Annotated in this window: 21 protein-coding genes; 7 read left to right on the plus strand and 14 right to left on the minus strand. The window is 74.3% G+C overall.

The genetic code is table 11. The annotated features are described in order from the left end of the window. Positions 1-26: 26 nt before the first annotated feature. From murD to rsmH, 7 genes are all read right to left on the minus strand, one after another. Complete coding sequence (gene murD, locus ACFZBX_RS18205) at positions 27-1,475, minus strand: UDP-N-acetylmuramoyl-L-alanine--D-glutamate ligase (RefSeq protein WP_391534746.1); 1,449 nt, start codon at positions 1,473-1,475, stop codon at positions 27-29. Further along, complete coding sequence (gene mraY / locus ACFZBX_RS18210) at positions 1,472-2,533, minus strand: phospho-N-acetylmuramoyl-pentapeptide-transferase (RefSeq protein WP_380759925.1); 1,062 nt, start codon at positions 2,531-2,533, stop codon at positions 1,472-1,474. Before mraY ends, murD begins: the two co-directional genes overlap by 4 nt. Next, positions 2,533-3,933: a UDP-N-acetylmuramoyl-tripeptide--D-alanyl-D-alanine ligase gene (murF, locus tag ACFZBX_RS18215; RefSeq protein WP_391534747.1), complete on the minus strand. Its 1,401-nt coding sequence runs from the start codon at positions 3,931-3,933 to the stop codon at positions 2,533-2,535. Before murF ends, mraY begins: the two co-directional genes overlap by 1 nt. Beyond that, positions 3,930-5,582, minus strand: coding sequence for a UDP-N-acetylmuramoyl-L-alanyl-D-glutamate--2,6-diaminopimelate ligase (locus tag ACFZBX_RS18220; RefSeq protein ID WP_391534748.1), 1,653 nt, complete (start codon positions 5,580-5,582; stop codon positions 3,930-3,932). Before ACFZBX_RS18220 ends, murF begins: the two co-directional genes overlap by 4 nt. Positions 5,583-5,588: 6 nt before the next feature. Further along, positions 5,589-7,829, minus strand: a complete 2,241-nt coding sequence (locus tag ACFZBX_RS18225; protein ID WP_391534749.1) for a penicillin-binding transpeptidase domain-containing protein — start codon at positions 7,827-7,829, stop codon at positions 5,589-5,591. Then, the gene (locus ACFZBX_RS18230; RefSeq protein ID WP_391534750.1) at positions 7,826-8,464 is read right to left on the minus strand and encodes a cell division protein FtsL; all 639 of its coding nucleotides are present in this window, start codon (positions 8,462-8,464) and stop codon (positions 7,826-7,828) included. Before ACFZBX_RS18230 ends, ACFZBX_RS18225 begins: the two co-directional genes overlap by 4 nt. 73 nt (positions 8,465-8,537) lie before the next feature. Beyond that, positions 8,538-9,512 (minus strand): 16S rRNA (cytosine(1402)-N(4))-methyltransferase RsmH, encoded by a 975-nt coding sequence (gene rsmH, locus ACFZBX_RS18235; protein ID WP_391534751.1) that lies wholly within the window; start codon positions 9,510-9,512, stop codon positions 8,538-8,540. Positions 9,513-10,018: 506 nt separating this feature from the next. Here rsmH and ACFZBX_RS18240 point away from each other — a divergent pair. From ACFZBX_RS18240 to ACFZBX_RS18255, 4 genes are all read left to right on the plus strand, one after another. Next, positions 10,019-10,561, plus strand: coding sequence for a beta-class carbonic anhydrase (locus ACFZBX_RS18240; protein ID WP_391534752.1), 543 nt, complete (start codon positions 10,019-10,021; stop codon positions 10,559-10,561). 282 nt (positions 10,562-10,843) lie between these two features. After that, positions 10,844-11,893: an AAA family ATPase gene (locus ACFZBX_RS18245; RefSeq protein WP_391534753.1), complete on the plus strand. Its 1,050-nt coding sequence runs from the start codon at positions 10,844-10,846 to the stop codon at positions 11,891-11,893. A 2-nt stretch (positions 11,894-11,895) separates the two neighbouring features. Then, complete coding sequence (locus ACFZBX_RS18250; protein WP_391534754.1) at positions 11,896-13,218, plus strand: DUF58 domain-containing protein; 1,323 nt, start codon at positions 11,896-11,898, stop codon at positions 13,216-13,218. Next, the gene (locus ACFZBX_RS18255) at positions 13,215-15,668 is read left to right on the plus strand and encodes a DUF3488 and transglutaminase-like domain-containing protein (RefSeq protein WP_391534755.1); all 2,454 of its coding nucleotides are present in this window, start codon (positions 13,215-13,217) and stop codon (positions 15,666-15,668) included. Before ACFZBX_RS18250 ends, ACFZBX_RS18255 begins: the two co-directional genes overlap by 4 nt. An 87-nt stretch (positions 15,669-15,755) precedes the next feature. Here the strand turns inward: ACFZBX_RS18255 and ACFZBX_RS18260 are convergent, their stop codons facing one another. The 3 genes from ACFZBX_RS18260 to ACFZBX_RS18270 all read right to left on the minus strand — a co-directional run bounded on the left by ACFZBX_RS18260 (position 15,756) and on the right by ACFZBX_RS18270 (position 18,008). Further along, positions 15,756-16,145, minus strand: a complete 390-nt coding sequence (locus ACFZBX_RS18260; RefSeq protein ID WP_344344599.1) for a DUF3040 domain-containing protein — start codon at positions 16,143-16,145, stop codon at positions 15,756-15,758. Positions 16,146-16,597: 452 nt separating this feature from the next. Further along, complete coding sequence (locus ACFZBX_RS18265) at positions 16,598-17,350, minus strand: methyltransferase domain-containing protein (RefSeq protein WP_391534756.1); 753 nt, start codon at positions 17,348-17,350, stop codon at positions 16,598-16,600. Positions 17,351-17,414: 64 nt separating this feature from the next. Further along, positions 17,415-18,008 carry an SAV_6107 family HEPN domain-containing protein gene (locus ACFZBX_RS18270; RefSeq protein ID WP_391534757.1) on the minus strand — a complete coding sequence of 198 codons (594 nt, stop codon included), beginning with the start codon at positions 18,006-18,008 and terminating at the stop codon, positions 17,415-17,417. Between the two features lie 441 nt (positions 18,009-18,449). On the opposite strand from ACFZBX_RS18270, the gene ACFZBX_RS18275 reads away from it, so the two are divergent. After that, the gene (locus ACFZBX_RS18275; RefSeq protein WP_391534758.1) at positions 18,450-19,088 is read left to right on the plus strand and encodes a DUF4126 domain-containing protein; all 639 of its coding nucleotides are present in this window, start codon (positions 18,450-18,452) and stop codon (positions 19,086-19,088) included. 10 nt (positions 19,089-19,098) lie between these two features. Next, positions 19,099-20,604 (plus strand): phytoene desaturase family protein, encoded by a 1,506-nt coding sequence (locus tag ACFZBX_RS18280; protein ID WP_391534759.1) that lies wholly within the window; start codon positions 19,099-19,101, stop codon positions 20,602-20,604. 894 nt (positions 20,605-21,498) lie between these two features. On the opposite strand, the gene ACFZBX_RS18285 is transcribed toward ACFZBX_RS18280, so the two are convergent. Beyond that, positions 21,499-22,353 carry a hypothetical protein gene (locus ACFZBX_RS18285; protein WP_391534760.1) on the minus strand — a complete coding sequence of 285 codons (855 nt, stop codon included), beginning with the start codon at positions 22,351-22,353 and terminating at the stop codon, positions 21,499-21,501. Positions 22,354-22,476: 123 nt separating this feature from the next. Beyond that, a complete protein-coding gene (gene metF, locus ACFZBX_RS18290; RefSeq protein WP_391534761.1) occupies positions 22,477-23,391 on the minus strand; it encodes a methylenetetrahydrofolate reductase [NAD(P)H] in 915 nt (304 codons plus the stop codon). A 188-nt stretch (positions 23,392-23,579) separates the two neighbouring features. On the opposite strand from metF, the gene ACFZBX_RS18295 reads away from it, so the two are divergent. Further along, on the plus strand, positions 23,580-24,686 hold the full coding sequence (locus ACFZBX_RS18295) for a polyprenyl synthetase family protein (RefSeq protein ID WP_391534762.1): 1,107 nt from the start codon (positions 23,580-23,582) through the stop codon (positions 24,684-24,686). Positions 24,687-24,784: 98 nt separating this feature from the next. Here ACFZBX_RS18295 and thiE read toward each other — a convergent pair whose 3' ends face one another. After that, complete coding sequence (gene thiE / locus ACFZBX_RS18300; RefSeq protein WP_391534763.1) at positions 24,785-25,459, minus strand: thiamine phosphate synthase; 675 nt, start codon at positions 25,457-25,459, stop codon at positions 24,785-24,787. After that, positions 25,456-25,821 carry an Rv2175c family DNA-binding protein gene (locus tag ACFZBX_RS18305; RefSeq protein ID WP_350549447.1) on the minus strand — a complete coding sequence of 122 codons (366 nt, stop codon included), beginning with the start codon at positions 25,819-25,821 and terminating at the stop codon, positions 25,456-25,458. The genes thiE and ACFZBX_RS18305 overlap by 4 nt, the downstream gene beginning before the upstream one ends. Positions 25,822-25,873 lie beyond the last annotated feature (52 nt).

The following is a 25,873-nucleotide window of genomic DNA, read 5'->3' on the forward strand; positions in this document are numbered from 1 at the left end:
TCAGGGCCGGAGCCCGTCCCTGTCCCCTACTGGTCCGCCAGCTCCCGGACGGCCGCGGCGAAGAGGTCGCCGCGCTCGCCGTAGTTGGTGAACATGTCCATCGAGGCGCAGGCCGGGGCCAGCAGCACCGTGTCACCCGTTCGGGCGAGTGACACAGCCGCGCGGACCGCCTCGGTCATCGCCACCGCGCCAGTCTGGCCCTCGGCCGCCTCGATCACCGGGACATCCGGCGCGTGTCGCGCCAGCGCCTCGCGGATCAGCGCGCGGTCCTCGCCGATCAGCACGGCGCCGCGCAGCCGCTCGGCCGCGCCCTGGACCAGGTCGTCGAAGGTCGCGCCCTTGGCCAGGCCGCCGGCGATCCAGACGATCGGCCGGTACGCGGCGAGCGAGGCCGCGGCGGCGTGGGTGTTGGTCGCCTTGGAGTCGTCGACGTACGTGACGCCGCCGACCACGGCGACCTCGGCGATCCGGTGCGCGTCCGGCCGGAAGGCCCGCAGGCCCTCCCGGACGGCCTTCGGCTCCACGCCGTAGGCGCGGGCCAGCGCGGCGGCCGCGAGGGCGTTGGTGATGTTGTGGGGCGCCGGGGGGTTCACGTCCTCGACCGAGCCCAGCTCGGCGGCGTTCTTGGCCCGGTCGGGCACGAAGGCCCGGTCCACCAGCAGGCCGTCGACCACGCCGAAGTTCGACGGGCCGGGCGCGCCGAGGCCGAAGCCGATCGCCCGGCAGCCCTCCTCGACGTCCGCCTCGCGGACCAGCGCCTCGGTGGCCGGGTCGGCCAGGTTGTACACGCAGGCGACGACGTTGCCCTCGTAGATCCGGCCCTTGTCGGCGGCGTACGCCTCCATCGAGCCGTGCCAGTCGAGGTGGTCGGGCGCCAGGTTGAGCACGGCCGCCGCGTACGGGCGCAGCGAGGGCGCCCAGTGCAGCTGGTAGCTGGAGAGCTCGACGGCGAGCACGTCGTAGGGCTCCTCGGCGAGCACCGCGTCCAGCACCGAGACCCCGACGTTGCCGACGGCGGCGGTGCGCCGGCCGGCGGCGGTCAGGATCGAGGCGAGCATCTGGACGGTGGTGGTCTTGCCGTTGGTGCCGGTGACGGCCAGCCAAGGGGCGGGCTCGCCGGTGGCGGGCAGCGGCCGGCGCAGCCGCCAGGCCAGCTCGACGTCGCCCCAGACCTCGACGCCGGCCTCGGCGGCGGCGGCGAACAGCGGGCTGCTCGGCGGCCAGCCGGGCGAGGTGACGACCAGGCGGGTGCCCTCGGGCAGGGTGGCGCCGTCGCCGAGGCGGACGGTGACGCCCTGCGCCTCCAGCTCGGCGGCCCGGGCCCGCAGGCCCTCGCCGGAGCCGCCGTCCACGACGGTGACGCGCGCGCCGAGGCCGTGCAGGACGCGGGCGGCGCTGATGCCGGAGACGCCGAGCCCGGCGACCGCGACCGGGAGTCCGGCCCAGTCCGGGCCGGTCGGTTCGGGGGCGGTCATCCGGTCACCCATCCCGCGTAGAAGAGGCCGAGGCCGACGGCCACGCACAGGCCCTGGATGATCCAGAACCGGACCACGACCAGGACCTCGCTCCAGCCCTTGAGTTCGAAGTGGTGCTGCAGCGGCGCCATCTTGAAGACGCGCTTGCCGGTCATCCGGAACGAGCCGACCTGGATGATCACCGAGAGGGTGATGATCACGAAGAGGCCGCCCAGCAGGACGAGCAGGATCTCGGTGCGCGAGCAGATCGCCAGACCGGCCAGCGCGCCGCCGAGGGCCAGCGAGCCGGTGTCGCCCATGAAGATCTTGGCGGGCGAGGTGTTCCACCAGAGGAAGCCGAAGCAGGAGCCCATCAGGGCCGCCGCGACCACCGCGAGGTCCAGCGGGTCGCGGACGTCGTAGCAGTTGGAGGTGGCCGAGGCCACGTAGGCGCAGCTCTGGCCGTACTCCCAGACGCCGATGAAGGTGTAGGCGCCGAAGGCCATCACCGAGGCGCCGGTGGCCAGGCCGTCCAGACCGTCCGTCAGGTTGACGCCGTTGGAGGCGGCGGCGATCAGGAAGTACGCGAAGATGACGAACAGCACCGGGCCGATCGCCCACTCGAAGTCCCGGACGAAGGACAGGTGCTCGGAGGCCGGGCGGCGGCCGGCGTTGTCGGGGAACTGCAGGGCCAGCACGGCGAAGGCGAGGCCGACGATGGACTGGCCGGCCAGCTTGGCCTTGGCCCGCAGGCCCAGCGAGCGGCGCTTGACGACCTTGATGTAGTCGTCGAGGAAGCCGACCAGGCCCAGACCGGTGGTCAGGAACAGCACCAGCAGGCCGGAGGCGGTCGGGCTCTCGCCCGTTATCGCCTTGGTCGCGAAGTAGGCCACCAGGGTCGCCAGGATGAAGGCGATGCCGCCCATCGTGGGCGTGCCCTTCTTGCTGTGGTGCGCCTTGGGGCCGTCGTCGCGGATGTACTGGCCGTAGCCCTGCCGGGCGAGGAGCTTGATCAGCGCGGGGGTGCCGACCAGCGACAGGATCAGGCCGATCATGCCGGAGAAGAGGATCTGCTTCATTACTCGGCCGCACCGTCCGCGAGGAGGGCCTCGGCCACCTTCTCCAGCCCCACCGAACGGGAGGCCTTCACCAGCACCACATCCCCCGGCCGCAGCTGACTGCGCAGCAGTTCGACCGCCGCGTCCGCGTCGGACACCAGCACCGACTCCTCACCCCACGAACCTTCGTTCCTAGCGCCCAGTTCCATGCAGGCCGCCTCGCGTCCGCCGACCGCCACCAGCTTGGTGACGTCCAGCCGGACGGCGAGCCGCCCGATGGCGTCGTGCTCGGCCAGGCTGTCCTCGCCGAGCTCCCGCATCTCGCCGAGCACCGCCCAGGTGCGGCGGCGCTCCGGGCCGCGCCCCCCCATCGAGATCAGCGCCCGCAGCGCGGCCCGCATCGAGTCGGGGTTCGCGTTGTAGGCGTCGTTGACGACGGTGACACCATCGGCCCGGTCGACGACCTCCATGCGCCAGCGGGACAGCGCACCCGCCTGGCTCAGCGCTTCGGCGGTGTCGTCGACGGTCATCCCGAGCTCCATCGCCACCGCGGCGGCGGCGAGGGCGTTCGAGACGTGGTGCTCACCGTACAGGCGCAGCTGCACGGGTGCGGAACCGGCCGGGGTGCTCAGCGTGAAGGATGGCCGTCCGGTGGAGTCCAGGCGAACGTCCTGTGCCCGGACGTCGGCATCCGCGGACTCGCCGAAGAACACCACCCGGGCCCTGGTCCGCGAGGCCATCGCGCGCACCAGCCGGTCGTCGGCGTTGAGGATCGCCGCGCCGTCGGCGGGCAGCGCCTCGACGAGTTCGCCCTTGGCCTCGGCGATCGCCTCCTGGGAGCCGAACTCGCCGACGTGCGCGGTGCCGACGTTGAGCACCAGGCCGATCCGGGGCGGGGTGATCGAGGTGAGGTACTCGATGTCGCCCTTGTGCCGGGCCCCCATCTCCAGCACCAGGTGCCGGGTGGCGTCCTCGACCCGCAGGGCGGTCATCGGGTGGCCGATCTCGTTGTTGAGCGAGCCGGGCGGGTAGACGGTGTCGCCCAGGCGCTCCAGCAGCTGGGCGATGAGGTCCTTGGTGCTGGTCTTGCCGGCCGAGCCGGTCAGCGCGACCACGGCGGCGTCGGAGCGGCCCACGACGGTGCGGGCGAGCTTGCCGAGGGCGTCCACCACGCTGTCGACCAGCACCGCGGGCACGCCGACCGGGCGGGAGGCCAGCACCGCGACGGCGCCGGCCCCGACCGCGGTGGCCGCGTAGTCGTGGCCGTCCACGTGCTCGCCGACGAAGGCCGCGAACAGGCCGCCGGGGCGGACCTTGCGGGAGTCGACCTCGACCGGGGCGGTCACCAGGGCGTCGGGGTCGGCGCCGGCCAGGGTTCCCCCGACTGCGGCGGCCACCTCGGCGAGGGTCAGTGCGATCACGGCTGCTCTACTCCTCCGGTGCCCCGGGCGGCCGTGGTCCGCGCGATGGATTCGCGCAGCACCTCCCGGTCGTCGAAGGGGCGGATCTCGTCTCGTACGTACTGGCCGAGCTCATGGCCCTTGCCGGCCACCAGCACGGTGTCGCCGGCCTGGGCGCGGGCGACCGCCAGTTCGATCGCCTCGGCGCGGTCGGGTACGACCAGGACGGCGCCGCGCTCGGCCTCGGGCACCGCGGCGGCGCCGTTCAGCATCGTGGCGAGGATCGCCAGCGGGTCCTCGCTGCGGGGGTTGTCGCTGGTCAGCACGGCGGTGTCGGCGAGCCGGGCGGCGATGCCGCCCATCGGGGCGCGCTTGTGCGGGTCACGGTCGCCGCCGCAGCCGACCACCACGTGCAGCCGGCCCTTGGTGACCTCGCGCAGCGAGCCGAGGACGGCCTCCAGGGCGTCCGGCTTGTGGGCGTAGTCGACCACCGCGACGTACGGCTGTCCGGCGTCCACCCGCTCCAGCCGGCCGGGCACGCCGGGGACGGCCGCGACCCCGGCCACGGCCCGCTCCAGCGGGAGCCCGGCGCAGGCCAGCAGGACGATCGCGGCCAGCGCGTTGGCGACGTTGAACGGGCCGGGCAGCGGGACGGCGGCGTCCGCCTCGGCGCCGTCCGGGCCGAGCACCCGGAAGGTCGAGCCGACCGGGCCGAGCTGCACGTCCACCGCGCGCCAGTCCGCCTCCGGGGCGCCGGTGGCGGAGAAGGTGGCGACCGGGATCTTCGCCTCGGCGGCGAGCCGGCGGCCGTAGGCGTCGTCCAGGTTGATCACGCCGGCCCGGGACTTGCCGGGCTGGAAGAGCCGGGCCTTCGCCTGGAAGTAGTCCTCCATGTCCGGGTGGAAGTCGAGGTGCTCGGGGGTCAGGTTGTTGAACAGCGCGACGTCGTAGACCACGCCGTCGGTGCGGCCGTAGACCAGGGCGTGGCTGGAGACCTCCATGGTCACCGCGTCCGCGCCGCGCTCGCCCATCACGGCGAGGATCGCGTGCAGGTCGGTGGCCTCGGGGGTGGTCCGCTCGCTCTTGATCCGCTCGTCGCCGACCCGCATCTCGACGGTGCCGATCACACCGGGGTGGCGGCCGGCGCCGCGCAGGCCGCCCTCGACCAGGTAGGAGGTGGTGGTCTTGCCGTTGGTGCCGGTGAGCCCGATCATCAGCAGCCGCTCGGACGGCCGGTCGTAGACGGCGGCCGCGAGCTCGCCCATCCGGGCCCGGGGCCGGTCGACCACCAGCAGCGGCAGGCCGGTGCCGGCCGCCAGCTCGGCGCCGGCCGGGTCGGTGAGCACCGCGACCGCGCCGGCCGCGGCGGCCTGCCCGGCGAAGGCCGCGCCGTGGTGGTTGGCGCCCGGGAACGCCACGTACACGTCGCCGGGGCGGACCTCGCGGGCGTTGTGGGTGACCCCGGTGACCTCGGGTCCCTCGACGGGGTCGATGCCCAGCAGGCGGGCGACCTCGGCGAGCGGCCTGGCGCCGGTCCGGGCGGGGCGGGGCGGGCTCACGGTGATTTGATCGGGTTTCGGCACGGCGGAGAGGCTATCCGCCGAAGGGCGTCCAGGGCCAAACCGGGCCTTTTCCGCACCGGCGGCCGCACCCGCCAGGTCGTTGCTCATGGTCGATCACGGCTTCCACTCGACGGGCAGGTTGGGCGCCTCGCTGCCGCTCGGCGGGACCTGGAGGGTCTTGAGGGTGAACTCCATCACCTGCTTGAACACCGGGCCGCACAGCTGGCCGCCGAAGTGGCCGTTGACCGGGTCCTGGATCACGCAGGAGACGGTGACCCGGGGCTGGTCGGCCGGGGCGAAGCCGATGAAGGAGGCCGTGTAGCCGCGGTAGCCGCCGCCGTTCGGGTCCACCCGGTTGGCGGTGCCGGTCTTGCCGGCGACCCGGTAGCCCGGGATCGCCGCCTTGCCGCCGGTGCCCTGCTCGTCGGAGACGACCGACTCCAGCATCTCGGTGAGGGTCTTGGCGGTCTGCTCGCTGACCACCCGGGACTGCTCGGACGCCGGGGCCGCGCTGTACTTGCCGTCCGGCGCGGTGGTGCCCTGGACGACGCTGGGCGCCACCCGGACCCCGCCGTTGGCGATGGTCGAGAACACCGAGGTCGCCTGCAGCGCGTTGACCGACAGGCCCTGGCCGAACGGGATCGTGTACTGCTTGGACGCCTTCCAGTCCTCCGGCTTGTCGAGCAGGCCGGCGGTCTCGCCGGGGAAGCCGAGGCCGGTCTGCTGGCCGATGCCGAACCTGCGCAGGTAGTCGTGGAGCACCTGGTTGGCCTCGGGCTGGGTGGCGCCGAGGGTCTGGGCGGCCAGGATGGTGCCGATGTTGGAGGACTTGGCGAGCACGCCGGCCAGGGTGAGGTACCAGGTGTCGTGCTCGATGTCGTCCTTGAACGCCACGTCGCCGCGGACCAGCGGGTACGGCACGGTGACCTTGGTGTCCCAGGCCGCCTTGCCGGTGTCCAGGACGGCCGCCATGGTCATCAGCTTGGCGGTGGAGCCGGGCTCGTAGGCGTCCTGGAGGGCGGGGTTGCCGAGCTGCGAGTTCTTGGCGGTGCTCAGGTCGTTCGGGTTGAAGCCGGGCGAGGTGGCCATCGCCAGCACCTGGCCGTTGCGGGTGTCCTGGACGATCACGTAGCCCTTCTCCGCCCCGGCGTTGGAGACCTGGTCGGTGATGGCCCGCTGGGCGGCCCACTGGATGTCCCGGTTGATGGTCAGCCGCAGGTCGGTGCCGGGCACGGCGGGCTCCAGCGAGCCGCCCGCGGTGGGCACCAGCCGGCCGCCGGCCTGGGCGTAGCTGCTGTGGCCGTCCTTGCCGGCCAGCAGCTTCTGGTACTGCTGCTCCAGCCCGCCGGCGCCCTCGCCCTCGGCGTTGACGAAGCCGACCAGGTTGGCGGCCAGCCCGTCGGACGGGTAGACCCGCTTCTGGGTGTCCCGGTTGAAGACGCCGGCCAGCGGGTTGACGCACTCGTTGTCCAGCCGGGTGCGCCCGCCCTCCTCGGCGGGCTTGTTCAGCAGCCGCTTCTGGGCCTGGCAGGCCCGCGAGCCGGCCTGCTTCTCCAGGCCGGACTTGAGGTCGCTGATCTGGTTCTTGACGTCCGGGGTCTGCTGGGCGGCCAGCCGCTTGTAGCGGGTCTTGGGGGTGTGCAGGTCGGCGGCGATCTTCTCCTTGGGCAGCCCGAGGATCGGCGCCAGCAGCGCCGCGGCCTGCTCGGGGGCGTCGGGCAGACCGGTCGCCTCGGGGGTGAACATCGCCGGGTCGGCGGTGATGTCGTAGGCGTCGACGGTGGCGGCCAGGGCGACGCCGTCGGAGGACGTTATCGAGCCGCGCTCGGCGGTGATCGGGATGTTCAGGTAGCGGTTGGTGTTGGCGTCGGCGGCCAGCGCGTCGGAGTCCAGCAGCTGGAGCTGGACCAGCCGGCCGGCGAAGATCGAGAACACCACCGAGAGCACGATGGTGATCACCCGCAGCCGGCGGCGCGGGTCGGCCAGCCGGATCCCCCGGGAGGCGGGCCGACGGGCCGGCGGACGGCGCTGCGGGCGCGGCCGGGGGGCCGGGAGGCGGCCGTCGGGGCGGCGCTGCTGCGGGGCGCGCGGGGGGCGGGGCCGGTCGGACTGCTCCCTCGGGGCCTGGCCGCGGGCGCCCTGGCCCTTGGCGGGCGCCGGCTTGGCGGGCTGCGCCTTGGACCCTTGCGGCCTGGGGCTCTGCGCCCGGGGGTTCTGCTGCTTGGGGCTCTGCGCCTTGGGGCTGGGGGCGCGGCCGGCGGACTGCCCGCGCGGGGCGGCCGGACGAGGCGCGGCGCCCTTGACCGGGCGGCGGCCGTCGGCGCCGCCGCCGGAGGGCTGGCGGGGGGTGCTCATCGGCCGGCACCCCCGCCCGCGTGCGGCGACGGCTGCGGCTGCGCCGGGCCCGGGTTGACCTGGACGGTGATGTCGCCGCCCGACACCGGGCCGGTCGGCGAGGCGGCGGTGGGCGGCGGGACGGCGGCGGCGGACGGCGGCGGGGCGGCCGGGGTGCCGGTGCCCGCGGCCGGCGCGCCCGGGGCGGGCTGCGCGGTCGGCTGACCGCTCGGCTGGGCGCCCGGCGCGGGCTGCTTCCCGGGCCACGGTTCCGCGGTGGACCGTTTCACCGGCGGGCTGTCCTGGGCCGCCTTGGGCGTGCCGACCACCGCGCCGCCGTTCGGCAGGTCGAGGAAGGCCATCCCGCCGGCCGGCACCATGCCAAGCTCGGCGGCCCGGCGGGCCAGCGCGTCCGGTGCGGAGTTCTGGTCGATCTGGTGCTGCAGCCCCTGCTGCTCATCGGTCAGCACGGTGGTCTGCCGCTGGAGCCGGGACAGCTCGAAGGAGCCCTCGTTGAGCGCGGTGTTCAGCGCCAGCAGCCCGAGCAGTCCGGCCCCGAGCAACAGCACCACCAGCACCGCGAAGGGCGTCCGCCCCCGCACCGGCCGGCCCGGGCGCACGGTGATCCGCGCCCTGCCGCTCTGCCCGGGGAGCAATCGGCTCCCCGCCCCGCCTCCGGCCACCGGCCCCACTGTCTTTCCTCCGCCCTTCGGACCGTCCCGGTGCCGGTCAGCCCCGGGTGCTTCGGTCCCTGATCCTCTCCGCCACCCGCAGCCGCACGGGCGCGGCGCGCCGGTTCTCCTCGATCTCCTCCTCCGTGGCCAGCTCGGCACCGCGAGTGATCAGCTTCAGCCAGGGCTGGTGCTCCTCGGGGATGAACGGCAGCCCCGGCGGGGCGGTGGTGGTCGCCCCGGCCGCGAGGTACTGCTTGACCAGGCGGTCTTCCAACGACTGGTACGACATCACGACGATCCGACCGCCGAGCGCCAGCACGTCCAGCGCCCCGGGGATCGCCCGGTCCAGGACCTCCAGCTCACCGTTGACCTCGATCCGCAGCGCCTGGAAGGTCCGCTTGGCCGGGTTCCCGCCGGTGCGGCGGGTGGCGGCCGGGATGGCGTTGCGGACCAAATCGACCAGACGCGCGCTGGTGGTGAACGGTTCCTTCTCGCGCTCCCGGACGATGACCGAGGCGATCTTGCCGGCGAACCGCTCCTCGCCGTACAGCTTGAGGATCCGGGCCAGCTCGCCGTGGCTGTAGGTGTTCAGCACCTCGGCCGCGCTGATCCCCCGGGTCTGGTCCATCCGCATGTCCAGCGGCGCGTCCTGGGCGTAGGCGAAGCCGCGGTCGGCCTCGTCCAGCTGCATCGAGGAGACGCCGAGGTCGAACAGCACGCCGTCGACCGCGGGGACGTCCAGGCGCTCCAGCACCTCGGGGATCTCGTCGTAGACGGCGTGCACCAGGGTGGCCCGGTCACCGAAACGGGCCAGCCGCTCGCCGGAGAGCCGCAGCGCCGCCGGGTCGCGGTCCACCGCGATCAGCCGGACGTCCGGGAACTGGGTGAGCAGCGCCTCGCTGTGACCGCCGAGTCCGAGGGTGGCGTCCACCACCACCGCGCCGGGCCGGGAGATCGCCGGGGCCAGCGCGTCCATGCACCGCTGCAGCATCACCGGGACGTGCTTGGGTGCCGGCTCATTGGTGGTCATGCGCTGTGGCGCCCTTCCTCGGTGCGAAAGCCGCCCGACGTCCGGGAAGCTCCGACCATTCTGACCCACCAGGCCGCGGAGCCGTCGCACGGGCCGGGCCGCGCGGCCCGTGGTCCCCGCCCGCTCATGGGGAAGGTCGTGACCGCCCGGCGCCGGGGAAGGTGCGCCAGGTGGCACGGAGAGCGGGTGGAGGCCACGGGCCGCGTCGGTCACCGCACGGCCGGAAAGGCCCGGTTGACGGGCCCCGGCAGGTGTGCTCCACTGCGCCGCAACTCTATCGCGCACGCCCCGTCAGTCAATGGCCCGCTCCGGCGCACCACCCGGGCGGCGGTACGGATCACCGCAGGTCGCGACGGTGCTCGTGGCACATGCCAGGGGCCCGGCGCACCACCCGGTCGGCCGACGGAGCGCCGTCCGGGCGTTGTGGATATGCCTTCGGTCACAGGTGCCCGCTCTGTAGCAATCAGCCCCACCATGAACGCGGAAATCGCACTAACGTCTTCACCATGACAGTGACCCCCGACCGGCCCACGCCGACCGCCGCTGCCGACTCCGCCACACCGGCCATCATCGACCGCTTCGTGGCGGCCAACCGCGAGTACGCGGTGACCTTCCGCGACGGCGGCATGGACGCCCGCCCGGTGCAGAGGATCGCCGTGGTGGCCTGTATGGACGCCCGTCTCGACCTGTTCGCCGCGCTCGGCCTCGAACTCGGCGACGCCCATGTCATCCGCAACGCGGGCGGCGTGGTCACCGACGACACCATCCGCTCGCTCACCATCAGCCAGCGCGCCCTGGGCACCCGCTCGATCGCGCTGATCCACCACACCGGCTGCGGCCTGCTCGGCCTCACCGAGGACTTCCGCCGCGAACTGGAGGTGGAGGTCGGCCAGCGCCCGCAGTGGGCGGTCGAGGCCTTCGTCGACCTGGACAGCGATGTCCGGCAGTCGATGCAGCGGGTCCGCACCTCTCCCTTCCTGCTCCACACCGACGACGTGCGCGGCTTCGTGTTCGACGTCCACACCGGCCTGCTGCGCGAGATCGGCTGACCCCCACCCGCCCGACCGGCCCGGCCAGCGCCGTCCGGGCCCCGCCGGGCGTTCCCGGGCCCCCTCCGACCTGCGCGGCCCTTCCAAGTGGTGACTTCTGGCCTCCGCAGGGGGGAGAATGCGCCTGCCGGTCTGACCTCGAACCACCTGGGGCGGCCAGCCGCAGGCCGTCCCCCGGCACCCGGCTCCCGCACGCGGAACCGCACCCGGAGGGGCCGCGTCCAGCATGGGGTGGGGCCGGGCTCGGACGGAGCCGGTCGTGGTGTGCCAGGGAGCGAACGGGTGACGAGCTACAGCGATCAGGCCGGTCTCAACGGTCGTGCGGGAGGCGGCCAGGAGGCGACGGGCTACGCCCCGGTCGGCCTGCCGGAACTCGCCGCCGTCGTCGACCGGATCCGGGCCAACATCGAGAGCGTGATCGAGGGCAAGCCCGAGGCCGTCCGGATCGCCCTGACCGTGCTGCTCGCCGAGGGCCACCTGCTGCTGGAGGACGTGCCCGGCGTCGGCAAGACCATGCTGGCCAAGGCGCTCGCCCGGTCCGTCGACTGCACCGTGCGGCGCATCCAGTTCACCCCCGACCTGCTGCCCTCGGACGTCACCGGCACCAACATCTTCGACCAGCAGCAGCGCGACTTCGAGTTCCGCCCCGGCGCGATCTTCGCCCAGATCGTGGTCGGCGACGAGATCAACCGGGCCTCGCCCAAGACCCAGTCCGCGCTGCTGGAGTCGATGGAGGAGCGCCAGGTCACCATCGACGGCACCAGCTACGAGCTGCCCTCGCCGTTCATGGTGGTCGCCACCCAGAACCCGGTCGAGATGGAGGGCACCTACCCCCTCCCGGAGGCCCAGCGGGACCGCTTCATGGCCCGGATCTCGATGGGCTACCCCAGCCCCGAGGCCGAGTTCGCGATGCTCGACGTGCACGCCGGCGCCAGCCCGCTGGACGACCTCCAGCCGGTCGCGCACGCCGCCGACATCCTCAAGCTGATCGACCTGGTCCGCACCGTGCACGTCGCCGACCCGGTCCGCCGCTACGCCGTCGACCTGGTCGCCGCCACCCGCAACAGCCACGAACTGCGGCTCGGCGCCTCGCCGCGCGCCACCCTGCACCTGGTCCGCGCCGCCCGCGCCGCCGCCGCCCTGGACGGCCGCGACTACGTCACCCCGGACGACGTCCAGCGCCTCGCCGTCCCGGTGCTCGCCCACCGCCTGATGCCCACCGCCGAGACCCAGCTCAGCCGCCGCACCGCCGAGCAGATCGTCGCCGACCTGGTCGCCCGCCTGCCGCTGCCGCGCCCGCAGCAGGGCGGCACGGCCGTCCGGAGGGGCTGAGGGTGGGCCCGTCCGACGAACCGTCGGGCCTGCGCGCCGGCCTGCGCGGCCTCACCACCCGGGGCCGCTCCTTCCTCGCCGCCGGGCTGACCGCCGTGGTCTGCGCGTACCTGCTCGGCCAGGACGCGCTGCTGCGCGTCGGTGTGCTGCTCGCGATCCTTCCGCTGGCCGCCGCCCTGATGCTGGCCAACACCCGCTACCGGGTCGCCAGCGGACGCCGGCTCACCCCGCACCGCGCGGTGGCCGGCCAGGAGGCCCGGGTGCACCTGCGGGTGGACAACGTCTCGCGGGTCCCCACCGGCGTGCTGCTGCTGGAGGACAAGGTCCCCTACGTGCTCGGGCCGCGCCCGCGGTTCGTCCTGGACCGGGTCGAGCCGCGCGGCCACCGCGAGGTCTCCTACCGGGTCCGCTCCGACCTGCGCGGCCGCTACCCGCTCGGCCCGCTCCAGCTGCGGCTCTCCGACCCGTTCGGGATGTGCGAGCTGAACCGTTCCTTCTCCGCCTCCGACGTGCTCACCGTCGTTCCGCAGGTGCTGGCGCTGCCGTACGTGCGACTCAGCGGCGAGTGGGCCGGGCAGGGCGAGAGCCACACCCGCTCCCTCGCACTGGCCGGCGACGACGACGTCATCCTGCGCGAGTACCGGGCCGGCGACGACCTGCGCCGGGTGCACTGGAAGTCCACCGCCCGCTACGGCGAGCTGATGGTCCGGCGCGAGGAGCAGCCCCGCAGGGCCCGCGCCACCGTCCTGCTGGACACCCGCGAGACCGGCCACCGCGGCAGCGGTCCGGCCTCCTCCTTCGAGTGGGCCGTCGCCTGCGCCGCCTCCGTGGCCGCGCACCTGCTGGAGCGCGGCTACCAGACCCGCCTGCTCACCGACACCGGCCACGCCGTGCCCGGGACCGAGGGGGACGGCGGCCACAGCGCCGCCGACACCTCCGGCGTCATCCTGGACGCGCTCGCGGTCGTCGACCTCTCCGACGGGGCCGGGCTCTCCCGCGCCGAGGAGCCCCTGCGGGCCGGCGGCGAGGGCCTGCTGGTGGCCGTCCTCGGCGAACTCGACGAGGAGCAGACCGCCCGGCTCGCCCGGCTGCGCAGCCGCACCGGTGGCGCCGTCGTCTTCCTGCTCGACACCGGCACCTGGGCCGGCCTGCGGATGCTCGCCCCCGACACCGGCGGCGAGGAGTTCCGCGACCGGGCGCGCCGGCTGCGCGAGGCCGGCTGGACGGTGCTCACCGTCCGCGCCGGCGACTCCGTCCCCGAGCTGTGGCGGGCCGCCGACCGGGCCGAGTCGCCCGCCCCCTACCGAGAAGAGGCCGGCGCGTGACCACCCGGGCCAAACTGACCGTCTACGCGGCGCTGGCCACCGCCCTGGCCTCGCTCTGCCTGACCCCGCTGCTGACGTCCAAGGGCTGGATCGTCCACGCCTTCCTGGTGGTGGCGGTCGTCGCGGCGGTCGGTGCCGGGCTGCGGCGCACGCCGTTCTACCGGTGGACCGTCCCGGTCGGCCAGTTCGCCGCGCTGTTCGTCGTGCTGCTGCTCGGCTTCGCCTCCTCCTCGGCGGTCTTCGGCGGCGTCGTGCCCGGCCCCGAGTCCGTCCGCACCCTCGGCCGGGTCCTCGGCCAGGGGTTCACCGACGTCCGCGACTACGCCATCCCCGCCCCGCCCAACCCCGGCCTGCGGCTGATCCTGGTCGGCTCGGTCGGACTGATCGCCGTCGCGGTGGACACCGTCGCGGTCACCTACCGCCGCTCCGCCCTGGCCGGCCTGCCGCTGCTCGCGCTCTACTCGGTCGGCAACGGCCTGGCCGGCGACCAGGGCAGCTGGCTCTGGTTCGCCACCGCCGCCGCCGGCTACCTGGTGCTGCTCTTCGCCGAGGGCCAGGACCGGGTCTCCCGCTGGGGACGGATCTTCCGCGGCTCCGACCGCGGCGAGGGCGGCGGACTCGGCGCGCTCGGCCAGAGCGGCCGCCAGGTCGGCGTGGTCGCCCTGGCGCTCGCCCTGCTGGTGCCGGCCTTCCTGCCGCGCTGGGGCTCCGGTCTGCTGCACACCGGCTCCGGCACGGCCGCGGGCCGGGGCGGCGGCGCGGGCGCCAGCAGCCTCGACCCGCTGGTCGCCCTGACCGGGACCCTGCCCAACCCCCGCCGCGTCGAGCTCTTCACCTACTGGACGGAGAACCCGTCCGCCGGCTCCACCTATCTGCGCACCGGGGCGCTGGACTCCTTCGACGGCAGGACCTGGAAGCGCGGCTCGACGAACACGGTGCCGTTCACCGGCACGATGCCCGCCCCCGAGGGCCTGGGCTCGACCGACGTGCCCGAGGCCAAGACCGAGGTCGTGATCGGCAACCGGCTGGAGGAGGCCTGGCTGCCGCTCCCCTACCCGGCCCGGACCGTCAACGTGCGCGACAACGGCGCCTGGCAGCTCGACCCGGCCACCGCCAGCCTGATCCCCGCCAAGGACAAGGCGATCAAGGGGCTCAAGTACACGGCCACCGGGCTCACGGTCCAGCCCACCGCCGGCGAGCTGCGCAGCGCGCCCAAGCCGCCCGACCGGATCGCCCGGCAGTACCTCGACGTGCCGTCCGACCTGCCCGAGGTGGTCGAGCAGACGGCGCTGGACATCACCAAGAACGCGGTGACCCCGTACGACAAGATGAACGCGCTGCGCGACTGGTTCACCGGCCCCGACTTCACCTACGACGCCACCACCAGGTCCGACAGCGGCGGCGACGCGATGGCCGACTTCCTGGCCCGCCGCCGCGGCTTCTGCGTCCACTTCGCCTCCACCATGGCGGTGATGGCCCGCTACCTGGACGTCCCCTCCCGGGTCGCGCTGGGCTTCACCCCCGGCAACAGCAAGGGCGGCAACCTCTACTCGGTGACCGACGAGATGTACCACGCCTGGCCCGAGCTGTACTTCGAGGGCTACGGCTGGCTGCGTTTCGAGCCCACCCCGAACCGCGGCGTCCAGCCCGACTACTCGGACCCGGTCGCCGCCCCGGCCACCCAGCCGACCACCGCGCCGGCCCCGAAGCCGGAGACCGGCGCCACGGCCCAGGCGCCGTCCGCCGACCCCGACTGCGACGCGAGGCTGCGCCGCACCGGCGACTGCGGGGACGAGCGCGACACCGCGGCCGCCTCCGACGAGGGCATCGGCCTGCCCTCCGGGAAGACCCTGGGCGCCTCGGGCGTCGCCCTGCTCCTGGTGGGGCTGCTGCTCACCCCGATGGTCTGGCGCGCCCTGGTGCGCCGGCGCCGGCTGGGCACGGGCGGACGGCGCCGCCCCGGCCGACCGGGACCGGGCGGGCTCACCGACGCCCAGGTGCTGGCCGCCTGGGACGAGCTGACCAACTCCGCCTGGGACCTCGGCATCCCGCCGGACGAGTCCCGCACCCCGCGCGCCGCCGCCCGCCGGATCGTCGAGACCGGCGAGCTGGACGAGGCCTCGGCGGCCGCCGTCGGGCGGGTGGCGCTGGCCACCGAACGGGTGCTCTACGCCCGCTCCGCGCAGGTCGGCGAACCGCTGGCGGCGGACGTCCGGACCGCCCGGGACGGCCTGCGGGCTCGGCTCGGGCGGCGGGGACGGATCAGGGCGGTGCTGCTGCCGGCGTCCTCCGCCCAGCTGCGGTGGCGGATCTCGGAGGCGCTGCTGACCGCCCGGCTGCGGACCGGCGCCGGGGTGGCGCGGACGGTCGGGGCGGTCACCGGACCGGTCCGCCGCGTCCTGCCCCGGCGGCGCCGCCGTGGCGGGGGCGGGGGCGGCGCGGAGTCCTGACAGCGGCAGGACGTGACGAGGGCGGGCAGTCGTTGGACTGCCCGCCCTCGTCACGTCCGTACCGTCCGCCGGTACGGGCGGGAGGTCTCAGAATCCGCCGGTCTGCTCGTCGCGACGACGCTGCCAGCGCTGCTCGACCCGGTCCATCATCCCGGCCTTGCGGCGGGGAGCGGCGGCCTGGCCGCCGGGGCGCTGCGCCTGTCCGGCGGGCCCGCGGCGCCAGCCCGTCACGGCGAAGACGGCGCACCCGAGCATCACCAGGAAGCCCACCACGCTGACCCAGATCTGGTCGACGACCATGCCGCCCATCAGCAGGCCGATGCCGACCACGAAGCCGCCGATGGCCAGATAGACCCGTCGACGGGTGTAGGTGCGCAGGCCGGTTCCCTCAAGCGCCGTCGCGAATTTGGGATCTTCGGCATACAGCGCTCGCTCCATCTGGTCGAGCAGTCGCTGCTCGTGCTCCGAGAGCGGCACGGAGTCCTCCTACTCGTCGGTCGCGGGTGCGACCGGTCCGCCGCCCCGGTCGGGGTGGCAAGTCCAAATCAGCCTTCAGAACACGCGGTCGGACGCCTGTGCGGGGGCCCGGGCCCGTGTCGTCCATATGCCCCGAGCGTCCGGCGGTCATGCTTCCGGCTTTACCCAGATCATACGGTCCACGGACCCTTCGCGGAGCGGTCGACCACGCGTGGGCCCGGCCACTTCGGCGGCTCCTCGCCGCACCCACCTCAACGCGGCGGACTGCGGACAAGTGCCCGATCCATTGGAATCGGCCCGGACCTGGGGAGATCCCGGGGAGAAGGCGGGGAGACGGGCGGGAGAAGTGCCGAAGGTCCGGCGGCGAACGACGGGAAGTCCGTCGGCGAACGGCGGTGGGACGGCGGTGGGACGGCGGTAGGACGGGGGTGGGCCGGCGGTGGGCCGTCCGGTCAGCCGAGGGTGGCCAGCAGGTGAAGCTGGGTCGCCACCGCGTGGAAGGCCGGCTGCCCGGCAGCGGCCTCCTCCAGCTTCAGCAGCGCGTCCAGCGCGCCCGGCTCGGTGTCCACCAGGACGCCCGGCACCAGGTCGGCGAAGACCCGCACACCGTGCACCGACTCCACCCGCAGCCCGGCCCCGGCCGCCAGCCGGTCCAGCTCCTCGCCGGTGAAGCGGCGCGGCATCGGGTCGCTCGCGCCCCAGCGGCCGTCGCTGGCGCCCAGTACCGCGCGGGCGTCGTCGAAGTGACCGCCGAGCGCCCGGGCCAGCACGGCGCCGTTGCGGTTGGCGGCCAGCAGGCTCACGAAACCGCCCCGGCGCAGGGTTCCGGCCAGGCTGCCGAGCGCCTCGGCCGGGTCGTCGACGACCTCCAGCACGCCGTGGCAGAGCACCGCGTCGACGGTGCCGGGCGCGACCAGGTCGGGGAGCGTCTGGGTGTCGCCCTGCACGGCGCGGACCAGGTCGGTCACGCCGGCCTCGGCGGCCCGCCGCTCCAGCGCGAACAGCGCGTCCGGGCTCGGGTCGACCACCGTGACCCGGTGGCCCAGCCGGGCCACCGGCACGGCGAAGTTGCCGGTGCCCCCGCCGGTGTCGACCACGTCGAGCACCGGCTGGTCCAGCTCGGCCACCCGCTTCTCCAGGGCGGCGCGCACCACCTCCCACACCACGGCGGTACGCAGGGCGCTGCGGGGACGCGTCGGGTACAAGGCGAGGCTCCTTGGCACGTGCAGTGTCGATCAGGTTGCCTCCACCTTAGGCCCTGTCCGTCCCTCACCCCGCCTCGCGCACCTCCGGCAGCCGGTCGTCGCCGCCGTCCGCGTCGTCCAGCGGCAGCCGCGGGGCGGGCGGGGCGGCGTTCAGGCCGAGCAGGCGCTCGACCAGGCGCAGGAACAGGGCCGAGTTGCGGACCAGGTCGTCCGCGTCCCGGGCCGAGGCCGCGCCCCGGATGCCCGCCTCGGCGGCCGCCCGGCGGCGCGCACCCGCCGCGAAGTACGGCGCCCACTCGGCGAGCTCGGGGGCCACCTCGGGCAGGACCTCCCAGGCGCTGCGGATCGCCCGGCGGCGCCGTTCGCTCTTCTCCGGGCGGCCGCGCACGGCGAGCACCGCCGCGACGGTGCGCAGCGCCGCGAGGTGCGCGGCGGCGTACCGCTCCAGCGGGTCCTCCAGGGCGCGGGCCCGGGTGAGGGTGCGGTGGGCCTCGGCGAGCAGGTCGAGCGCGGCGGGCGGAGCGGCGGCCCGGCGCAGCACCGGGTGCACGTCGGCACCGGCGGACGGCCGGTGGGCGGAGGAGCGCGCGGCGCTCCCCGGTCGGTAGGCGGCGGAGTGGAGGCGGGCGGTGACGGGCTCCGGGTGGCTGATGGTCATGGTCTCCCCCGTTCCGAGGCAGCGCACGGGTCGGACGGCCCGTGCCCCTCCATCGTGAACGGCACCACTGACAATCGGGCCCCGTCCGGACCCCCGTCCGTCCGGCAGCCGAAGCGCCGTCCCCCACGGACGGCGCTTCGGGACTCCCCGGTCCCCCCGGGCACCGGCTCCCCCGTGGCCCGCTCCGCCGCCCCGTGCCGGCGGTGCGCGGCCACCGGCCGGCACGGGGCGGGGCGCCCGACGCGCCGCCGTCCCGGTGCCACCACTTTGGCGTCCGCGCAGGTCGGAGGCCATCCGCACAGATACTCAATCGGTGATCTGAGTATCCGTACTCAGACGGTGCGGACCGCAACCACCGGCCCCGGCGGCGGCGTCCCGGTACGGTACGGCGAGCCCGGCCGAATCCGGCGGGGCCGCGAGCAGGAACGGACGGGGAACCGGATGACGATCGTCCCGCTGATCTTCACCAGCGGACTGGCCAGCGGGATCAACGCCTACGCGGTGGTGCTGCTGCTCGGCCTGCTGGGCCGGTTCGCCGGTGCCGACTCGGTGCCGTCGGCCCTGGAGCGCACCGATGTGCTGCTCGCCGCCGCCGCGCTGTTCCTGCTGGAGGCGGTGGCCGACAAGATCCCGTACGTGGACAGCGTCTGGGACGCCGTCCACACGGTGATCCGGCCGGTCGCGGGCGCCACCGTCGGCGCGCTGATCGCCTCCGCCGACCCGGGTTCGCTGGGCGAGGTCGCGGCGGGCGCGATGGGCGGCACGACGGCGCTGGTCAGCCATCTGGTGAAGGCCTCGCTGCGGATGGCGGTGAACACCTCGCCCGAGCCGGCCAGCAACATCGCGGTCTCGCTGGCCGAGGACGTCTCGGTGGCCGGGCTGGTCACGCTGGCGATCTTCCACCCGTGGCTGGCCGCCTCGATCTCCGCCGTACTGCTGCTGGTCGGCGTGCTGCTGGTGTGGTTCGCGATCAACCGGATCCGCGCCTTCCGCGCCCGCCGCCGCGAACGCCGGGCCGCCCGGGCCGCGGGCGCGGTGGGCGGGCAGCCGGTGGCCGAGGGGGCCGCCCGGCGGACCTAGGATCGGGACCATGGCACGGATCGTCATCATCGGCGCAGGTATGAGCGGGCTCGCGGCGGCTTCCCGGCTGGCGACCCTCGGGCACAGGGTGACGGTCTGCGAAGCACGCCGCACCTACGGCGGCATGGTCGGCCGCTACGAGCGCGACGGCTTCGCCTTCGACACCGGCCCCGGGCTGCTCACCCTGCCCGCCGTCTACCGGGACCTCGCCCTGAAGACCGGGCGCGAGCCGCTGGAGCAACTGGTCGAGCTCGGCCCGGTCGACCCGGAGAGCCGGCACCTGTTCCCCGACGGGACGGCGGTGTCCCTGCCCAACGCCTCCCGGGGCGGCGTGATCCAGGCCCTCGACCAGGCCTTCGGCCCGGGCGCCGGCGAGCGGTGGGCCGACGTGCTCAACCACGGCCGCACCGTCTGGGAGGCCACCCGCCGTCCGCTGCTGGAGGAGCCGCTGCCCGGTGACCCGGCGGCGCTGCGCACCGACCCCTACCCCGTGCCGGGCCCGCCCCGGCGCGGCCTGTTCGGCCTGCGGCGCGGCCCGCGCCAGTGGACGCTGGCCGACGTCGCCGCCGAACAGCTCGGCGGGCACCCCGGGCTGACCGCGCTGCTGCACGAGCACGCGCTGCGGTTCGGCCTCGACCCGCGCACCACCCCGGCCGGGGCGACCGTGCTGCCGTACATGGAGCAGTCGTTCGGCGTCTGGTACGTCAAGGGCGGCCTGCGCGCGCTGGCCGACGCGGTGTACCGCCGCTGCGAGCAGCGCAAGGTGGAGTTCCGCTTCGAGACGCCGGTCGCCAAGGTGATCGTCCGCGACGGCCGGGCGTGCGGCGTGCAGACCAAGGGCGACCGGATCGACGCGGACGTGGTGGTCTCGTCGATCGACGCCCGGGTGCTGCACACCCAGTGGATGGGGCCGGCCGAGAGCTCGGACGAGTGGCCCGCCGCCGCGGACCGGCTGCACGGCGTGCCGGGGCGGGTGAGCGTGCTGCTCGCGCTGCGCGGAGCGCGCCCGGAGGGCACGGCGCACCGCACAGTGGTGCACGCCGGTGACCCCGATGCCGAGCTGGCGGGCGTCTTCGACCCGGGCGTGCCGCTGACCGACCGGCCGACGGTGCAGGTGCTGCGGCCGGACGACCCGTCGCTGCACCCGGAGGGGCACGAGGCCGTGGTGCTGACCGCGACCACCCCGTCCCTGGACCTCGACTGGGGCGCCCCCGGAGTGGCGGACGCCTTCGCCGACCGGATGCTCGACCACGTCGACGCGGCCGGCCTGAACCTGCGCGAGCGTCTGCTCTGGCGCGTGGTCCGCACCCCCGAGCACACCGAGCGCGAGGCCGGCTCCTTCTTCGGCTCCGTCCCGCCCCCGGCCCTCGCCGGCCTCGACGGCACCCTCCTCCAGGCCCCCAACGAGGACCACCCCGGCCTCTACCTCACCGGCGGCGCCGCCCACCCCGGCGGCGGCCTGGCCCGCGTAGGCATGTCCGCCTGCATCGTCGCCAACCTCATCGGCCCCGCCTGACCCACCCCGGAAAGCCGACCCACCCGACTTCCCACACGGGGACATCTATGCGCATAGATTCCCCCGGAACGGCACGCCCCCGGAGCAGGAAGTCGGCCGGGCCGACTTTTCACTCCAGCCATGGACCGGAAGCGCACAAGCGGAGCGGAAAGTCGGCCCAGCCGACTCCGCGCGCCGACTCTACGCGCATGGATTCACCCGAAGCCCGCGCCGGCGCCGCATATCCAGGAGGCGCGGGAGCAGGAAGTCGGCCCGCCCAACTTCTCACGCCGGGCGTCGATCAAAAAGGCGCGCATGGAGTGGAAAGTCGGCCTGGTCGACTTCTCGCGCTGCACACCCTGGGATCTACGCGCATAGATCCCCCCCGGGGCGGCACGGGAGCCGCAAGCCCAGGGGGCGTGGAGCAGGAAGTCGGGTGGGCCGATCTCTCGCGCCGCGCGGCGATCGGGAGAGCGCGCACGGAGTGGAAAGTCGGCCCCATCGACTCCGCGCGCCGCAGCGAGCCGGCCCTACGCGCACAGATTCACCCGAAGCCGCACGGGCGCCGCACATCCGGGGGCGTGGGAGCAGGAAGTCGGCCCGGTCGACTTCTCGCGCCGCACACCCCAGGCTCTACGCGCATAGATTCCTCCCCGGGATGACGCGGGAGCCGCAAGCCCAGGGGGTGCGGAGCAGGAAGTCGGGTGGGCCGATCTCTCGCACCGGGCGGCGAGCGAGAGGGTGCGCGGAGTGGAAAGTCGGGCCGGCCGACTTTCGGCGCCGGGCGGAGACCGCATCTACGCGCATAGATTAGCCCGGGGCGGCGCGGGCACTGCAGGTCGGGGGTGCGCGGAGTGGGAAGTCGGGTGGGTCGACTTCCTGCTCCGGGTGCGGATCGAGCGGAGGGGCGTGGCTTCAGGGCTGCTGTTGCCAGGTGGGGTGTTGCTGGTAGCCGTACTGGTCGTACTGGGGCTGCTGGGGGATGCCGCTGACGGGCTGGTCGGGCTGCCACTGCTGCTGCGGCTGCTGCTGTTGCTGCTGGTCGTAGCCGTACGACTGCTGCTGCTGATAGGCGGCGTAGGGGTCGGGCTGCTGCTGGTAAGTGCCGTAGGGCTCCTGCTGGGGGTAGCCGCCGTAGCCCTGGTCGTAGCCGAAGGCCGGCTGCTGCTGGTCGGGCTGCCACTGCTGCTGTTGCTGCTGGTCGTAGCCGTACGACTGCTGCTGCTGGTAGGCCTCGGTGTAGGCGTCCTGCTGCGGGACCGCCTGCTGCTCGTAGTACGCCGACGCGTACACGCCGTCCGCGGCCAGCTCCTGCATCTCGAACGCCGCGGTCTGCTCGACGGCCGACTCCTCCGCGAGCGCCACCGCCACCGGTGCCGGGGCCTCCTCGACCTTGCCGACCTCGCCGACCTGCTTCACCGCGACCGCCGTCGCGGCGACCGCCGCTCCCCCGCCGGTGAGCGCGCCGAGCAGCGGCACCTTGGCCAGCGGCCCGGGCAGACTGCCGTCCGCCGCGCGCAGCGACCACCCGGCCGCGTACCCGCGCTTCACCGAGAGCGTCACGAAGGTCTGCCCGACCGCGAACATCGCGGCGCCCGCGCCGATCACCGGCACGGAGCCCGCCGCCATCCCGCCGGCCACCGCGAGGAAGCCGGCCAGGGCGAGGCCGCGCCAGTGCAGCGGTGCCCGGTTCTGGAACAGCAGCTCGGCGACCAGCCAGAGCGCCACCACCGCCAACGCGGCGTACAGCAGCAGGTATCCGATGCCCATCCCGCCCGCTACCTCCCAGTCGCGTGCCCGCGCCCGCCGCGCGTGTGCGGCGACTGTACCGGTTCAACGGCCCGGGTACCGCATCGCGTTCCCGCCGCGGACGGGAACGCGATGCGCCGCAGATCAACGCCGGTGCAGGCCGAGGTTCTGGTAGATCTCCAGGGTCGCCGTCGAGTGGTTCAGCGTGATGAAGTGCAGCCCGGGGACGCCCTCCGCCAGCAGCCGCTCGGACATCGCGGTGGCGTGCTCCATGCCGATCGCCCGCAGCGCCGCCGGGTCGTCGACCGCCGCGCGCAGCCTGGCCTCCAGGTCCGGCGGGAAGGCCGAGCCGCTCAGCTGCGGGAACCGCTCCAGCTGCTTGGCGTTGGTGACCGGCATGATCTCCGGGATGATCGGCGTCTCGCAGCCGGCGGCCACCACCCGGTCGCGCAGCCGCAGGTAGTCGTCGACCTCGAAGAACATCTGGGTGATGGCGTAGTCGGCGCCGGAGCGGACCTTCGCCACGAAGTGCCGGATGTCGTCGTCCCAGTTGGTCGAGCGCGGGTGCATGTTGGGCGAGGCCGCCACGCCGACGCAGAAGTCGCCGATCCCCTTGATCAGCTCCACCAGCTCGTACGCGTAGGTGACGCCCTGCGGGTGGCTGATCCACTCGCCCATCGGGTCGCCGGGCGGGTCGCCGCGCACCGCGAGGACGTTGCGCACACCCTGGTCGGCGTACTGGCCGATGATGTTGCGCAGCTCCGCCACCGAGTGGTCGACGGCGGTCAGGTGGGCGACCGGGGTGAGCGTGGTCTCGGTGGCGATCCGCCCGACCATGTTCACCGTGCGCTCCCGCGAGGAGCCGCCGGCGCCGTACGTCATGCAGACGAAGTTGGGGTCGAGCGGTTCCAGCCGCCGGATGGCGTCCCAGAGCTTCTGCTCACCGGCCTCGGTGCGCGGCGGCATGAACTCGAACGAGAAGGACCGCTTTCCGGCGGCCAGGAGTTCGCGGACCGTCTGCGCGCGGTCCGGTCTGGTCGAAGCGATACCGAGTGCCATGATGGCAGGTTAGCCGTCGGCGCAAGGGCGCGGACAACTTGGTCCCAATTCCTGAGACGCCGGATGGACGAGTGGTGGACTCCGGGCGAACGCCGGGCGGCGCGACCGGCCGGAGCCCGTGCGTACGGTTGTTCCCCTCCACCCCGGATACGCTTGCGCTGCACCCCAGCTACCTCCGGAGCCCCATCGTGACCTCGTCCAGCCACCGGCCGGCCAATCCGATTGACGTGGAGGACGTGCGCGAGCGCGTCAACGCCGCCCTCGCCGGCTTCATGGACGGCCAGTCGGCCCTGCTCGGCAAGGTCTCCCCGCAACTGGAGCCGGTCACCGAGGCACTGCGCGACTTCCTGCTCGACGGCGGCAAGCGACTCCGTCCGGCGTTCTGCTACTGGGGCTGGCGCGGCGCCGGCGGCTCGGCGAGCGGCGAGGGGATCGCCAGGGCGGCGGCGGCCCTGGAGCTTCTCCAGGCCAGCGCGCTGGTGCACGACGACCTCATGGACCGCAGCGACACCCGCCGCGGCCTGCCCTCCGTGCACCGCCGTTTCGAGGCGATGCACCGCGAGCGCGGCTGGCGCGGCGACCGCGAGCAGTACGGCGCCTCGGCGGCGGTGCTGCTCGGCGACCTGCTGCTGATCTGGTGCGACGAGCTCTTCCTGAACTCCGGCCTCGACCCGGCGGCCGTGCTGGCCGCCAAGCCGATGTTCGACCTGATGCGCACCGAGGTCATGGTCGGCCAGTACCTGGACGTGCTGGAGCCGGTCGCCGGGGACTCCACCGACCAGGGCGCGCTGGAGCGGGCGCAGACCGTCCTGCACTACAAGTCGGCCAAGTACACGATCGAGCGGCCGCTCCAGGTCGGCGCGCTGCTGGCGGGCGCCCCGCCTCGGCTGGTGGAGGCCTACGGGGCGTTCGGCCTGCCGCTGGGCGAGGCGTTCCAACTGCGGGACGACCTGCTCGGCGTGTTCGGCGACCCGGCGGTCACCGGCAAGCCGGCCGGCGACGACCTGCGCGAGGGCAAGCGGACGCTGCTGGTCGCGCACGCCATGCGGGGCCTTGCGGCTGCCGAGGCGCGGCACCTGGACGAGCGGCTGGGCGCACCGGACCTGACCCCCGAGGAGGTCGCCGGACTGCGCAGGCTGGTGGCCCGCAGCGGCGCGCCGGAGCGGGTGGAGCAGCGGATCGAGGAATTGCTGCGGCAGGCGCTGACCGCACTGGAGGCGGCCCCGCTGGCGGACCCGCGGGCCCGCGAGACGCTGTTGGCGCTGGCCGAGGCCGCCACCGTCCGCAAGTACTGACGTCCGCTAGTACTGAAATCCGCTAGTACTGACTTCCGCGAGAACCGACCCGCCCGCGCGGAGCACGGGGCGGGACGGACGGCGGCGGCCCCGGTCGCTCAGACCGCGCGCAGCCGGCGGGCGAACTCGGCGGCCGCGGCCCCCGGGTCCTCCGCGGCGGTGATGGCCCGGACGACCACGACCCGGCGGGCGCCGGCGGCCAGCACCTCGTCCAGGTTGCCGAGGTCGATGCCGCCGATGGCGAACCACGGCCGCTCGGTCCCGAGCTTCGCCGCGTACTCGACCAGGCCGAGGCCCGGCGCGTGGCGGCCCGGCTTGGTCGGGGTCGGCCAGACCGGGCCGGTGCAGAAGTAGTCGACGCCGGGTTCGGCGGCGGCCGCGTCCACCTCGGACTCGGCGTGGCAGGAGCGCCCGATCAGCACGTCCTCGCCGATGATCGCCCGGGCGGCGGGCACCGGCAGGTCGTCCTGCCCGAGGTGCAGCACGTCCGGGCCGGCCGCGTGGGCGACGTCGGCGCGGTCGTTGACGGCGAGCAGCCTGCCGTGCCGGCGGCAGGCGTCCGCGAAGACCTCCAGTGCCGCCAGCTCCTGCCTGGCCTCCAGGCCCTTGTCCCGGAGCTGGACGATGTCCACGCCACCGGCCAGCGCGGCGTCCAGGAACTCGGCGAGGTCGCCGCGCTCGCGCCGGGCGTCGGTGCACAGGTACAGCCGCGCGTCAGCGAGCCGGGCCCGGCGGTCGGTCACGGCCGGGCCGGTCGCGGCCAGGTCGGTCACAGCGCCATCGCCTGGGCGCGGCGCTTGACCTCGGTGGCCCGGTTCTCCCAGAGCGCCTGGACGGGGGTGCCGGGCAGCGACGGGTCCTCGGAGAACATCCACTCAAGGATCTCCTCGTCGCTGAACCCGCTGTCGCGCAGCACCGTCAGCGTGCCGACCAGGTGCTTCACCGGGCCGGTCTCGTCGATGAACGCCGCCGGGACCTGGAGCGACTTGTTGGGACCGCGGCGGACGGCGATCAGGTCACCCTTCTTGACCATGTTGCGGACCTCGGTGACCACCAGTCCCCACTTCTCCGAGATGTCGGGGAGGTACAGCCACGCGGGGACCAGGGCTTCAATCTTGGCTTCGATCTCACTCACAAGCACCAGACTGCCACCTCGGCGGCCCGCCGCGCACCAACCGGGGCCGCCG

This window comes from Kitasatospora sp. NPDC008115, assembly GCF_042957205.1.
Lineage (GTDB): Bacteria > Actinomycetota > Actinomycetes > Streptomycetales > Streptomycetaceae > Kitasatospora.

Coding starts and splice junctions, on each gene's coding strand:
- ACFZBX_RS18280 (WP_391534759.1), top strand. CDS start 19,099: ATGGCACGGATCGTCATCATCGGCGCAGGTATGAGCGGGCTCGCGGCG.
- murD (WP_391534746.1), bottom strand. CDS start 1,475: ATGACCGCCCCCGAACCGACCGGCCCGGACTGGGCCGGACTCCCGGTC.
- ACFZBX_RS18270 (WP_391534757.1), bottom strand. CDS start 18,008: ATGACCATCAGCCACCCGGAGCCCGTCACCGCCCGCCTCCACTCCGCC.
- mraY (WP_380759925.1), bottom strand. CDS start 2,533: ATGAAGCAGATCCTCTTCTCCGGCATGATCGGCCTGATCCTGTCGCTG.
- ACFZBX_RS18220 (WP_391534748.1), bottom strand. CDS start 5,582: ATGAGCAACGACCTGGCGGGTGCGGCCGCCGGTGCGGAAAAGGCCCGG.
- metF (WP_391534761.1), bottom strand. CDS start 23,391: ATGGCACTCGGTATCGCTTCGACCAGACCGGACCGCGCGCAGACGGTC.
- ACFZBX_RS18225 (WP_391534749.1), bottom strand. CDS start 7,829: ATGAGCACCCCCCGCCAGCCCTCCGGCGGCGGCGCCGACGGCCGCCGC.
- ACFZBX_RS18240 (WP_391534752.1), top strand. CDS start 10,019: ATGACAGTGACCCCCGACCGGCCCACGCCGACCGCCGCTGCCGACTCC.
- rsmH (WP_391534751.1), bottom strand. CDS start 9,512: ATGACCACCAATGAGCCGGCACCCAAGCACGTCCCGGTGATGCTGCAG.
- ACFZBX_RS18275 (WP_391534758.1), top strand. CDS start 18,450: ATGACGATCGTCCCGCTGATCTTCACCAGCGGACTGGCCAGCGGGATC.
- ACFZBX_RS18285 (WP_391534760.1), bottom strand. CDS start 22,353: ATGGGCATCGGATACCTGCTGCTGTACGCCGCGTTGGCGGTGGTGGCG.